The organism is Bacteroidales bacterium, assembly GCA_013314715.1.
Lineage (GTDB): Bacteria > Bacteroidota > Bacteroidia > Bacteroidales > GWA2-32-17 > Ch61.
The window spans coordinates 13706-27117 of record JABUFC010000042.1 but is presented as its reverse complement, the minus strand read 5'-3'; the positions used below and the strand labels follow the sequence as shown (position 1 = coordinate 27117).

Genomic DNA, 13412 nt, shown 5'->3' with positions numbered 1-13412 from the left:
TAATTAAAACCCAGTCGCTTGTTTTCCACGAATAACTTTGTAGGTTGGTTTCTTTTTTCATTTCTTCTTTTTTACAGGCAGTCGTCATAATTCCTCCTGCCAAAAGTAATAAAAATAATTTTTTCATAAGCATTAAATTTTTAAATTAAACATTTTTTTGCGATTTAATGAGCTCAATTAAAACATAGCAAATTTCATAAAAAACGAAAAATAATGACATTTGTCATGTTTTGAAAATTATTAGTAAATGTAACATTTTTTATGTAAAAGTATGTAGTTTGTTAGTAAATTGCAATTATTAATTGATTTGCATGGTTAAGACTAATTTAAATGAGAAATTATCTTTTCTGCTTGGAAGGGCATAGTAGCCATATCGGTAGTAAACACCCAATCCAAGTCCGTTAAACGATTGCTTAAAAAGATTGTAAACCTCTACTCCCGACTCTAAAAAAGGGTAGCGTGCTGTTTTTATATCGGCATAAGCATTATTTGACGAAAGATCGCCCCAAGCTACATGCTGATGAACCGACAATCCGGGGTTAAACTTGCCTATATGGAACAGAATGTTGCCGAAATCGTGTTTTAAAAAGCCAAATATAAAACGATCGAAATAAAACTCGCTCATACGCATGGTGGCAAAGGTTTGTTCAGCTGCAATGGGCAAGCCTTTGTCGTAACTACTGTAACCACCATACAAAAGCGATAAGGGCAAATGGTTGGGCGTGTAACCACCCATCAGTGTTAACGATGTCTTTCCAGACAATCCCCATACAATGGGTATGTACAATTTCGATTCTATTTTTAAATATTCTTGCGATATAGTATAAATATTTCCATAATGAATATTAAACCATAGTGAAGGATATTTGGAACCTAAACTAAAACGACTATTGAACGTCTGGAAAAACTGTTCTTTGTAAAGAAATTTTGTGCTAAAAGTGTATTCTTCGAAGTCTAAATGTTTAAAAACGGTATCACTGCCTACCCAAAAATTAGGGGCATATAATTTAAATTGGTTTCGGCTGTATTGTAGCGTATTTTTAAAGTAGCTCAAAAGACGAAAAGTTAGGCTTGCCGAGTATTGACGCACATAATCCATGTTCCAAATATACAAACGGCGGTAAGCATCGCCGCCCCACAATACTTGATTTTCCATAAAGCGAATCTCGCCCGATTCGCGAACATCATCTTTATATTCAATACGCAGCTTAGTGTCGGTCAGTGGCCAAGGCGAAAGTTGTAACAATGCTCCATTTTTCAATGCATGGTCGCGAAAACCGTATCCAACATAACCTCCAACAGCCCAATATTTGGAACATTTTTCGTTGGTAATGATATCGACATTTAATCTAAAACCTTCGAAACGGTTATATGCAAACATATTTTTTATAGACAAATTGACGATAGTAATAGGCACATAACCTTTTAACAAGATTTCTAAAAACCTTATTTTATTATCGAGTTTAGCTTCTTTGCCAATGCTGTCGATAAAACGGTATGTATTTTTTTCTTTATCTTCAAAGGTTTCGGCTCTGTATTTCATCCACAAGCTATCGGGAGCTTTATGGGCGTTTTTCTTTAATTCTACTTGTATGTTATCGAACATCTTTTTTTCAATAGGAGGGTTAATTTCCACCGAATCGATATATGATTTGCCAACTCCTATTAGTGGAATAGTTTTCCTGACTACCAATGCCAGCGAATCGTTAAGTAACAGGGTGTCGTTTTTATCTTGTATTTGAAAGCCACTCATTTTAATTTCTGTATTTAACTGATAGGGAAACCATTGGCGATTATCTATGAAACGGTAGAGTTGCTGAATGCTCACCGACATGGAGGTCTCTTGTTGGGCTGGCTCAGCTTGAATTGTTTGTAGTGCATAAGACTTTGTATTTATTTGCATAATACCCTTTAGTCCATTGAAAAGGGTATTTTTAAGTGGCCTGAAAAATAGTACAAAAACGCTGTCGCCTTCTTCGTTAAAAACTGTATCTTTTATTTCGTAGAAATACCTGCCAATGGCTTGTTTCGAGAGTGGGTTTAAATATTTTTTATCAAACACATTTACAAAATCGTTGTAAAACGAAAACGATTGAAACTGTGTTGCCAATACCATAAAATACGGTTGCTGAATACCCGATGTTCGTGTAGCCAATACCCATTCTTTATTGTTATCGGGGTATTTAAATGCACGTCGCGTAACCGATTCGGATAAAAATAAATAATGTTTATTAAAAAACGAATCTATACGTTGTGATAAATTCGACTCGGTATAAACAGAATCGTTTTGGGGAGTATATTTTTGCCATCGCTCTGCTTGTTTGGCTTTAATGTGGATGGTATCGCGTTGATAAAAGACCGATTTTTTATCAATGGTAAAAATCAATTTATTGTACGAAACATATTTAAACGAGGATAGTTGCTCGGGATTATTGCGTTCTCTATTTTCTATTACCTTGCGAATAATGCGATGTGCTGGGTTTTCGGTTGCTTTAATGGTTAATTCGGGCAAAGCAATGGTTTGAGGTTTAAGATAAATAACCCAATAGTCTGTAGTATGAATGGTTATCACTTTATTTTCGTATCCTACAAACGAAACTTTAATATTTACAGGCAAAGTAGTGCAATTTAAAATAAAATTCCCATCAATGTCGGAAACTGTACCGGTATTGGTACCTATGAGCGAAATATTAGCAAAAGGAATGGGTTGCTTATTAGAAATATCAACAATTTTACCTTTAATTACAACATGTTTTTGAGCAGAAACGATGGTAAACGAAAGAAGTAATAAGAAAAATATAAACCATTTATTTCTATACAAGCCTAACATGCTATGGTTTATTCAAAAGCACCCATTTTGAGCATATTGATTTCGGTAGGAGTTAAAAATCGCCAACGACCACGAGGTAAACTTTTTTTTGTAAGACCAGCAAAGTAAACACGGTCGAGCTTTACAACTTTATACCCTAATGCCTCAAACATACGGCGTACTACTCTATTTTGCCCGGTGTGAATTTCTACTCCCACTTGTGTTTTATCAACGGGATCAACATACGAAACCACATCGGCTTTGAGTAATTCTTCGTTGTCGGTAATTCCTTCTACTAATTTTTCCATGTCTTCTCTTTTAATGTTTTTATCTAAGAAAACATGATATATTTTTTTCTTAGCATATTTGGGATGGGTAAGTTTAGCTGCTAATTCGCCATCGTTTGTAAAGAGCAATACACCGGTGGTATTTCGGTCTAAACGTCCGACGGGGAAAACTTTTTCGCGGCAAGCCCCACGTATAAGTTCCATAACATTTTTTCGTCCTCGTTCGTCCGATGTTGTTGTTACATAGTCTTTAGGTTTATTCAGCAAAATATATACTTTGTTTTCAATCCTTACGGTTTCATTATTAAATTTAACCTCGTCGGTTGGTAGTATTTTAGTGCCCAATTCGGTAACTACTACACCGTTTACTTTTACTAGACCAGCCTTAATGTATTCATCTGCTTGACGACGACTACAAATTCCGGCATTGGCAAGAAATCGGTTTAAACGAATGCTGTTGTCTTTTTTTGTTGATGTTTTGCTATATTTGGTTTTACCTTTAGTAAACGTTGGCTTTTGTTTTGTGTAAGATCTGTCTTTTTTATGGTCTGTTTTTTTTTCAAATGAATTTGTTTGTTCATTCAAGTATTCTTTTTTATATGATTTATACGAAAGTTTATCTTTTTTTAATTTTGAATAGGGGTTTGAATAGTCTTCGTCTTTTTTTGAAAAAGATTTTTTTTCGTTATTATTCTTTTCTTTTGAAAATTTGGAGTGTTGATTTTTTTTATTGTTTGAGTTGTATTTATTGCGGTTGTTTTTAGGGTCTTTATTGTCGTTGTATTTTCGTTTTTCCATAAATAGTTATTTTTTACAAAGGTACGAATTTTATTGATACGACTTTAATATAAATACATATCAATATTTTATGCCTTGGAGTTAATAAAAGTTGTACTCAAATTAAGCCAAATGTAAACGAACAATTATTTTTTATTTATTGCCCCATCGAAAGGTGGGTTTATTAATATTGATCAATGGCAAAATTCTATCTGTAACAGTTTCAATTAATTGTTCTATTTTTTGAGGATGATTATAAAACGAAGGCGATGCAGGTATTATGATGCCTCCTGCTTCAGTAATTTGAGTCATATTTCGTAAATGTATGAGATTGTATGGTAATTCTCGTGGCACTAAAATAAGTTTTTGGCGTTCTTTGAGCATTACATCGGCAGCTCTTCCAATTAAATCGATTGAAATGCCATGTGCAATTCGTCCTAATGTTCCCATAGAGCAGGGAATAATTACCATATAGGAATAGTCGGCAGAGCCACTAGCAGGTGCTGCAAAAAAATCGTCGTTCGAAAAAATTTTTATTCGTTCCGATACAGAAGGAATTGGAGTTGTAAGTTCGTATTCCCAAACTTTTTTAGCTGTTTCAGAAAAAATAAGGCTTATCGAATAGTCAGAAAAAATCAATACATCGTTTATAAATTTTTGGGCATATATACTGCCACTGGCGCCGGTTACAGCAATTATTATTTGGGTATTCATAAATTAAGATTTAGCGAAAGTATTAAATAATTATTGTATTGACCTTTATTAAAATACCATGTTTGATTCCCAGGATGATTGCGTATAGGTAGGGTAGAGTAGGAATAATGAAATTTTAATGAAAGCTTATCGGTTATTATATATCCCACCCCTGTTCTTATAGGGAAGTCGAATTTTTTAAATGGTGGTTCTGGGTTTAAAAATCCTGACCCATCAACATCTTCGCGTGCTTTAAATAAATAAGCCAAAACCATTCCTGATTCGATTAAGTATTTCTTTTTTATCGTTACCCCAAACAAAAAAGGGACTTCTACATAATTTAAGCGTAATGTATAAAAACGATCGTCTGGAATATCGGGATTAGAGAGCTTTCGGCTTCCTGTTTGAATATAATTTAGTTCCATGCGAAACGACCAATAATTGCGAAAACGATTTTCGACACCTATACCGGCATTTATACCTGGCTTATCGTATCCTTCTAGTTTATCGCCATCTACTTGCGATGTTACTGCACCAAATTTTATTGTAGGTGCAAACTTTTGTGCTTGCAAAAATGTATAGAAGCACATAAAAGCAACGATATAAATAAAGTTTTTCATTTTTTACTATATTGCATTAAATAAGCTTTTATAAAGTCATCTAAATGGCCGTCGAGTACTCCTAATGAATCGCTAGTTTCATAATCGGTACGATTATCTTTCACTAATTTATAGGGGTGTAATACATACGAACGTATTTGCGAGCCCCATTCTATTTTAAGTTTTTTCCCTTCGAGTTCTGCTTGTTTTTCGCGTCTTTTTTGTAGTTCAATTTCGTATAATTGTGATTTTAGTAAACGCAGAGCATTTTCGCGATTGGTTAGTTGTGAACGACTTTCTTGATTTTCGATGACAATACCTGTAGGAATATGGCGAAGTCGAACGCCTGTTTCAACCTTATTGACATTTTGTCCGCCTGGTCCACTTGAACGAAATGTGTCCCACTCAATATCTGCAGGATTAATGCTTATTTCAATACTATCGTCAATTTTGGGTGAAACAAAAACAGAAGCAAAGGTTGTTTGGCGTTTTCCTTGTGCATTGAAGGGCGAAATTCGAACTAAACGATGAACACCGGTTTCGCTTTTTAGGTAGCCATAAGCATAATCGCCATCGAACTCTAGCATAGCCGACTTTATGCCAGCTTCTTCACCAGGTTGCAAATCGATCATTCTTATTTTATAGTTATGAGCTTCGCCCCATCGTTGGTACATTCGCAAAAGCATGTTAGCCCAATCGAGGCTCTCAGTACCTCCGGCACCACTATTAATTTTCATGATAGCAGGTAATCGGTCTTCTTCTTCTTGAAGCATATTTTTTAGTTCTAAAGCTTCAAGTTCCTTTAATGCTATTTTGTATATTTCTTCAACATCCGATTCTTGTGCTTCTTTTTGTTTAAAGAAATCATACATTACGTTTAAATCGTCAACTAGTTTATCTACCCGTTCATAAATCTCAATCCACGATTTTAGTTCTGCAATTTTTTTTAAGATTAGTTCGGCATTTTTTGCGTCATCCCAAAAATTGGGTGCCCGAGTTTTAAGTTCTTCTTCTTCGAGCCATATTTTTCGTTGATCGATGTCAAAGATACCTCCTCAGGGCGTCACGCCTTAGTTGTATGTCTTTTAAAGCTTCAATGGTTATCATAATTATTGTTCAACGGATTCAATGATTTCGTAATTATTGCCTGGTTCTTCGTAGGGTTTAGATTGTTTACAGCCCATGTCGTCGTCAAAATTTTTAGGTTTTTCGAAAACATCTTTGGGTGAATAACCTAACGAAGGATTGGCGTGTACTTTATTCATGTAATATGCCCATGTGGGTAGCGACATGCTAGCTCCTTGCCCCATCTCTAAGTTGTTGAAGTGAATGCTACGTTCTTCGCCGCCAGTCCAAACTCCAGTAGCTAATTTGGGTGTAATACCAATATACCAACCATCGGATTGATTTTGGGTGGTACCTGTTTTAGCTGCAATATCGCCCTCGCATTTATAAACACCTTTTACTCTCCAACTGGTACCTTGAGCCACAACTGCCCTTAGCATTTCTATCATTTTATAAGCGGTTTCTTCGCTGATGGCTTCGTTTCGTTGTGGTTTAAAAGTAGCTAAAACATTTCCATTGGCATCGGTAATGCGGGTTACAAAAATGGGTTGTACATAAATACCGTGGTTGGCAAATGTGTTAAAAGCAGCGGTCATTTCGGCCAATGAAATTTCGGGTACGCCCAGACAAATGGCGGGGACAGGAGGAATGTGGCTTCGTATCCCCATTTTGCGAGCTATGTTGATAACTGCATAGGGATTATATCGTTTCATAAGCCAAGCCGATATGTAATTTACAGAGTTTGCCAGAGCCCATCGTAATGTTACCATTTGACCATCGCGTTTGGTAGGACCGCTATTTTTGGGAACCCAAGTAGTGCCATCTGGTAAATCGAATGAAACGGGTACATTAGGAACTTCGTAGCATGGAGAATAGCCTTCTTGCATGGCTAATGTATATAAAAACGGTTTAAAAGTAGAGCCTACTTGTCGTTTACCAATCATAGCCATATCGAAAGCGAAATATTTATAATTAATACCTCCAACATAGGCTTTTACATAGCCCGTTGATGGTTCCATTGAAAATAAACTTGAACGTAAAAAATATTTATAATAGCGTATTGAATCATAGGGAGTCATCGTAGTGTCAAATTCGCCTTTCCACGAAAATACAGTCATCGGAACAGGAGTTTTAAAAATGTTCATAATTTCTTCTTCGCTTAATCCTTTTTTCTTTAAAACTCTATAACGCTCCGATCTTTTTATAGATTGAGTCATAATTTGTTTTATTTCATCGTCTGATACATTCCATGCAAAAGGCGCCTTTTTTCTACCTTTTTGTTCTTTATTAAATTTTGGCTGTAATTCTAATGCTACATGTTTATAAATGGCATCTTCGGCATATTGTTGCATCCGTGAGTCTATTGTACAATAAATTTTTAAGCCATCCTTATAAATATCGTAAGGGGTTCCATCGGGTTTTTTGTTTTTGTTGCACCATCCATAAAGTGGATTGTTTTCCCAGTCGAGTGAATCTTCGTAATAGCGTTGCCGATCGATATAATCTGAAGGATCTGGCTCATTAGCAGTCATAATTTGTCTTAAATATTCACGAAAATAGGTAGCTAATCCTTCTTTATGATCAACTCGCTGAAATTTAATGCCTAATGGGAGTTTCTTGAGTGAATCAAATTGTTGTTCGTTAATATAACCATATTTTAACATTTGTCCTAAAACCACATTTCTGCGTTCGATCGTTTGTTCGGGACGACGAAGAGGGTTGAAAAGCGAAGGGTTTTTACACATACCCACAAGCATGGCAGCTTGTTCAATTTTTAGTGAGTCGGGTGTTGTGCTAAAATATACTTTCGATGCAGATTTTATTCCAACAGCAAGATAAAGAAAATCGAATTTGTTGAGATACATTGTTATTATTTCTTCTTTTGTATAGCGACGTTCGAGTTTAATTGCCATTATCCATTCACGAAATTTTCGAACTATTTTTTTTATTGGATTTGAAAAATCTTCACGTGGAAAAAGCATTTTAGCTAATTGTTGTGAAAGTGTACTTCCACCGCCTCTTTTACCAGTACCTAAAATAACGCGACCAATAGCACGCAGGTCAACACCTGAATGCTTGTAAAAACGAACGTCCTCAGTCGCAATTAAGGCATTTACAATATTGGGCGATAATTCATTGTACGAAACAGGACTTCGATTTTCTTTAAAATATGTGCCTAGTACAACACCATCACTAGAAATAATTTCTGTTGCCAGTTGATTTTTGGGGTTTTCTAATTCTTCAAAACTTGGCATATAACCCAAATAGCCTTGAGAAATAAGGTAAAAGAAAATAATGGAAAATAATAATGGTATTAAAAACAATATCCATAAAATCTTAATCCATTTTTTAATTACAACATCCTGATTATTGGACTTATTCATGAAATTAACTTTGTTAAAATAAAAATTACTAAATTGCAGCCCAAAATTATAAAAATTCAATGGAAAAAAATCTTGTTATAGTAGAATCTCCTGCAAAGGCTAAAACTATTGAAAAATTTTTAGGAAAAGACTATATTGTAAAATCGAGTTTTGGTCATATTCGCGATCTTCCTAAGAATAAAATTAGTATTGATATCGAAAATAATTTTACTCCAATATATGAAGTTCCTAAAGAAAAGTCGAAAATTGTTTCCGAATTAAAAAAACTTACCAAAGAAGCACAAACAGTTTGGCTAGCTTCTGATGAAGACCGTGAGGGAGAAGCAATTTCATGGCACTTAGCCGAAGTATTAAATATTCCAACCGAAAAACGCAAACGCATTGTTTTCCATGAAATCACCAAAGAAGCAATTCAACATGCTATCGAGCATCCACGCGATATAGATATTAATCTTGTTAATGCTCAGCAAGCACGTAGAGTGCTCGATCGAATTGTAGGATACGAACTCTCTCCCTTATTATGGAAAAAAATAAAGAAAAATCTTTCAGCAGGACGAGTTCAGTCTGTCGCTGTTCGTATTATTGTTGAAAGAGAAAGAGAAATAATGGCATTTACGCCCACTTCTACATTCAAGGTTCATGCAATTTTTACTTTTAAAGATAAAGAGCAAAAAAAATACGAGATAAAAGCCGAACTGAATCATTCATTTAATTCTAAACAAGAAGCTATTAATTTTTTAAAACAATGTATCGACGAAACTTTTTTTGTAGCTGATATTCAAAAAAAACCATCGATAATTAGCCCAGCGCCACCTTTTACAACGAGTACATTACAACAAGAAGCGTCTCGAAAGCTAGGATTTTCTGTTTCTCAAACTATGACTATTGCTCAAAAGCTTTATGAATCGGGATATATTACTTACATGCGTACCGATTCCGTTCAGCTTTCAACACTTGCCTTAGGAGCTGCCAAAAAAGAAATCGAAAAACTTTTTGGTAAAGAATACCATAAAAGTCGTCAGTATCAAACTAAATCGAAGGGAGCACAAGAAGCACATGAAGCCATTCGTCCTACCTATTTTTCAAACGAAACCATCGATGGAACCGAACAAGAAAAACGATTATATGAACTTATCTGGCAAAGGGCATTAGCTTCGCAAATGAAAGAAGCACAAATAGAAAAAACAATCGTTACTATTAAAAGTAAAAATACAAAATATGATTTTATTGCAACAGGAAAAGTGATTCTTTTCGATGGTTTTATGAAATTATATAAAGAATCTACCGACGAAGAAAATGAAAACTCTGAAGAAACTATTATGCCTCAGCTTGAGATAAAACAATCACTTATTAAAAATCAAATTGTAGCAACCGAAAAATATACGCACCACCCACCACGTTATACAGAAGCAAGTTTAGTTAAAAAACTTGAGGAGTTGGGAATAGGCAGACCATCTACATATGCACCCATCATTTCTACAATACAGCAAAGAGGATATGTTGTTAAAGGCAATAAATCAGCCGAAAATAGAGAAATAACCATTATTACACTCGAAAACAACAACATTAAAGAAAAAGTTAAAAAAGAAACATACGGGCAAGAAAAATCAAAACTCTTCCCAACCGATACCGGTATTCTTGTCAATGATTATTTGATATCTGTATTTCCAGAAATTCTCGATTTTAGCTTTACTGCTAAAATTGAAAAAAAACTTGATGATGTTGCTGAAGGAACTGAAAATTGGATAAAAATATTAAAAGATTTTTATAAACAATTTCATCCCAAATTAAAAGAACTCGAAACATCCAAAGAACGTATTAATCAAGAACGATTTATTGGTATTGATCCCAAAACTGGATTAAAAGTATATGCAAAATTTGGTAAATATGGTCCTATTGTACAACTAGGCGAAAGCAGTCAAACAGATAAACCAAAGTTTGCAAGTTTAAAGAAAAATCAATATATCGAATCAATTACTCTTGAAGAAGCACTAGAATTATTTAGTTTACCACGAAATTTAGGGCAAATAAACGGATTAGATGTGGTTATTAACATAGGTCGTTTTGGTCCTTATATTTTATACAACAAAAAATTTTATTCTTTAAAACGTAATGTAGACGACCCATATACGATTACCCTCGAAAGAGCTGAAGAAATAATACACGAAAAAGAAAATGAGTATAAAGGACCACTTCGTGAATTTAAAGAAGATCCAGATTTAAAAATATTAAAAGGACGTTATGGGGTTTATATTAAGTATAAGAATCAAAATATAAAAATACCAAAGAGCATTAATTGGGAAACAGCTTCTTATAAAGAAATAGCCGAAATTGTTAAAAACAATTCGGAAACAAAAACAAAGAAAAAATGAACCTAATAGATTATTTCGATCCTGTTAATTTTTCTATTGTATCTCAGAAAGGCTATTTATCTAGTAATTTTACTTTTTTAAATACAGAAAATGTAAATAATTTCAAAATCAATCATTATTCTATCGCACTATTTACTATTTCAACAGAAGGCAACGAGCTTTTTTTAACAGAGTTTCGTAAAATATTATATCAACTAGCTAATCACACCATTAAACCCTACAAAGCGATTGATTTAGGTTTTTTAAAGAAAAGTAGTACTTTTTCGGATACATTATATGCTACTCGCGATATCGTTGAATATTTGTTAGAGCATAAAGTGTGTCCAATAATTATTTCCGATCATTCTTATATTCCTTACGCCATATATTTAGCTTATGAAGCTCAAAAAAAGCCCATTACTATAGGTGCATGCGAACATGCTATACATATTAAAAAAACAAATAATCATTATTTACCACAGATATTATCTAAAAAAGACCATACCTTAATTAATTATATAATATTAGGTTATCAAAATTATTTTTGTCATCCTAATGAAATAAATGCATTAAATGCACTATTTTTTGACGGCATACGTGTAGGAGAGTTACAAGCCGATTTATTAAAGGCAGAACCTTATATTCGAGATTGCGATACATTCTTTTTTCATCAAACTTCGCTCGCCAAGAGTTATATACCACAATACGAAAATATATCTGAAAATGGATTTAGTATTAAAGAAGCCTGTCAATTAGCACGTTATGCTGGCTTTAGTGATAAATTAAGCTCTTATGCTTATATTTTTAATTCACATCCAAATAACAATCCACTTTCGTTAGCCCAAATTATTTGGCATTTTATAGATGGTTTTTTTGCTCGTAAGCATGATTATCCAGTAACTTCTATTAATAAGCTCACCAAATACCATGTCGAAGTAAGTACAAATAATTATTTAACATTTTATAAAAGTATTAAAAGCGAACGTTGGTGGATGGAAATACCTTTGCCGAAAACGAACTTTAAGAAAAAGTGGCTTATTTCGTGCAGTGAAGAAGATTATCAGACTGCGTTAAAAGGTGTTGTCCCCGATCGTTGGTATTATGCTTTTCAAAAAGTTATGTAAAATAATAAAGTTAATGAAAAACAAACTTAAAAATGACAAAAATCATTTTTTTATTTTACATACACAATTTTGCCCTCACAATCAACGTTTAATAATTTAAAAGTAAAAAGTTATGAACATTTTACGAATAAAAAAATTAAGAATTTTTAAAATATTTATTCAAAAAGATACAACGTATGAAACTTTTTTTGTACTTTTATCGTTAAAATCGGAAGTAAATTTTAGGTTATCAACAAAAAAATGTTGAAAAAATTTTATCATATTAAATTTTTTTATTTACTTAGCCCGTTGTAAAATGAAGGTAAATATACATAGTATAAATAGCAATATAAACTATATGAAAAGACTATTAATGTTGGTGTTTTTAGCAGGTTTGCTGGGGGAGTCTTATGCTCAGCAAGATCCGCAAGTTAGTATGAATAAATATAACATTCTCCCTGTTAATCCTGGTTTTGCAGGTAGCAATGGTGCCATTTGTGCATCACTTCTTTATCGTCAACAGTGGATGGGCTTTGATGGAGCACCTAAAACCATGATTTTTTCTGGCGACATGACATTACCTGAGTTTAATAGTGGTGCAGGTCTAAATATTATTAGCGACAACGTTGGCTTTGAGAAAAATGTTTATTTTAATGTTAATTATGCCTATCATTTGCAAATTGGCGATGGCGATTTAGGCATAGGTTTAGGATTAGGTTTAATTAATAAATCATTAGATGGTGAATGGATTACTCCCGATAAATTAAATGGAATTCAGCAAAATCCCTATGCCGACCCAGCCATACCTCATTCTGAATCGCATATGGTATTCGATGCCGATTTAGGTGTATTTTATCGCTCAAAAGATGATAAAATTTATGGAGGCATTAGTACTACTCATTTAACACAACCCCAATTAAAATTTGAAACCGGTAAATTACCCTATGTTCGACGTCATTATTATGTAAATGTCGGTTCGTTTATTGAAATGCCTGATAAAAACTGGGGTTTATGGCCATCGGCTTTTATTAAATATGATGGGGCAACAGCTCAATACGACTTAAATTTATTAGTAGAATATCGTCGTCAATTTCGTGGCGGACTTTCTTATCGTTTCGGCGACTCTTTTGTAGCTATGGTTGGCTTTACTACACAATCAAACATTACATTAGGTCTGGCTTATGATCTTACTGTTTCTAAATTACGTAGTTACGAAAGTGGTTCGGTTGAATTTTTTGCAAAATATTGCTTTACTATAACCAAATCGAACACTCGTGGCAGATATGGAAGTGTTCGATACTTATAATAAAATTAAAATTTTTGAGTTATGAAACGAAAGCGATT

The 13412-nt window shown here is 33.8% G+C and carries 9 protein-coding genes; 3 read left to right on the top strand and 6 right to left on the bottom strand.

From position 1 onward, the window contains the following. Nucleotides 1-298 precede the first annotated feature (298 nt). The 6 genes from HPY79_09895 to HPY79_09870 form a co-directional block, all read right to left on the bottom strand. A complete protein-coding gene (locus HPY79_09895; protein ID NSW46111.1) occupies nt 299-2830 on the bottom strand; it encodes a carboxypeptidase-like regulatory domain-containing protein in 2532 nt (843 codons plus the stop codon). Nucleotides 2831-2838: 8 nt separating this feature from the next. Further along, nucleotides 2839-3894: an rRNA pseudouridine synthase gene (locus HPY79_09890; GenBank protein NSW46110.1), complete on the bottom strand. Its 1056-nt coding sequence runs from the start codon at nt 3892-3894 to the stop codon at nt 2839-2841. Between the two features lie 132 nt (nt 3895-4026). After that, a complete protein-coding gene (locus tag HPY79_09885; protein NSW46109.1) occupies nt 4027-4587 on the bottom strand; it encodes a UbiX family flavin prenyltransferase in 561 nt (186 codons plus the stop codon). After that, on the bottom strand, nt 4584-5186 hold the full coding sequence (locus tag HPY79_09880) for a PorT family protein (GenBank protein ID NSW46108.1): 603 nt from the start codon (nt 5184-5186) through the stop codon (nt 4584-4586). The genes HPY79_09885 and HPY79_09880 overlap by 4 nt, the downstream gene beginning before the upstream one ends. Beyond that, nucleotides 5183-6272 (bottom strand): peptide chain release factor 2 gene (locus tag HPY79_09875; GenBank protein ID NSW46107.1). Its coding sequence is split into 2 segments (ribosomal slippage): nt 5183-6208 and nt 6210-6272, totalling 1089 coding nucleotides; the frame shifts between segments, so codons are not numbered across the junction. The genes HPY79_09880 and HPY79_09875 overlap by 4 nt, the downstream gene beginning before the upstream one ends. Before the next feature lie 2 nt (nt 6273-6274). Next, nucleotides 6275-8614: a transglycosylase domain-containing protein gene (locus HPY79_09870; protein NSW46106.1), complete on the bottom strand. Its 2340-nt coding sequence runs from the start codon at nt 8612-8614 to the stop codon at nt 6275-6277. Between the two features lie 59 nt (nt 8615-8673). On the opposite strand from HPY79_09870, the gene topA reads away from it, so the two are divergent. The 3 genes from topA (at nt 8674) to HPY79_09855 (ending at nt 13374) form a co-directional block, all read left to right on the top strand. Continuing rightward, complete coding sequence (gene topA, locus HPY79_09865) at nt 8674-10986, top strand: type I DNA topoisomerase (GenBank protein ID NSW46105.1); 2313 nt, start codon at nt 8674-8676, stop codon at nt 10984-10986. Next, nucleotides 10983-12089, top strand: coding sequence for a hypothetical protein (locus HPY79_09860; protein NSW46104.1), 1107 nt, complete (start codon nt 10983-10985; stop codon nt 12087-12089). The genes topA and HPY79_09860 overlap by 4 nt, the downstream gene beginning before the upstream one ends. A 337-nt stretch (nt 12090-12426) precedes the next feature. Further along, complete coding sequence (locus HPY79_09855; protein NSW46103.1) at nt 12427-13374, top strand: type IX secretion system membrane protein PorP/SprF; 948 nt, start codon at nt 12427-12429, stop codon at nt 13372-13374. Nucleotides 13375-13412 lie beyond the last annotated feature (38 nt).

Bases quoted from the DNA above. Each gene is read 5' to 3' on its own strand.
- HPY79_09895 (NSW46111.1), bottom strand. From the start codon at position 2,830: ATGTTAGGCTTGTATAGAAATAAATGGTTTATATTTTTCTTATTACTT.
- HPY79_09890 (NSW46110.1), bottom strand. From the start codon at position 3,894: ATGGAAAAACGAAAATACAACGACAATAAAGACCCTAAAAACAACCGC.
- HPY79_09885 (NSW46109.1), bottom strand. From the start codon at position 4,587: ATGAATACCCAAATAATAATTGCTGTAACCGGCGCCAGTGGCAGTATA.
- HPY79_09880 (NSW46108.1), bottom strand. From the start codon at position 5,186: ATGAAAAACTTTATTTATATCGTTGCTTTTATGTGCTTCTATACATTT.
- HPY79_09870 (NSW46106.1), bottom strand. From the start codon at position 8,614: ATGAATAAGTCCAATAATCAGGATGTTGTAATTAAAAAATGGATTAAG.
- topA (NSW46105.1), top strand. From the start codon at position 8,674: ATGGAAAAAAATCTTGTTATAGTAGAATCTCCTGCAAAGGCTAAAACT.
- HPY79_09860 (NSW46104.1), top strand. From the start codon at position 10,983: ATGAACCTAATAGATTATTTCGATCCTGTTAATTTTTCTATTGTATCT.
- HPY79_09855 (NSW46103.1), top strand. From the start codon at position 12,427: ATGAAAAGACTATTAATGTTGGTGTTTTTAGCAGGTTTGCTGGGGGAG.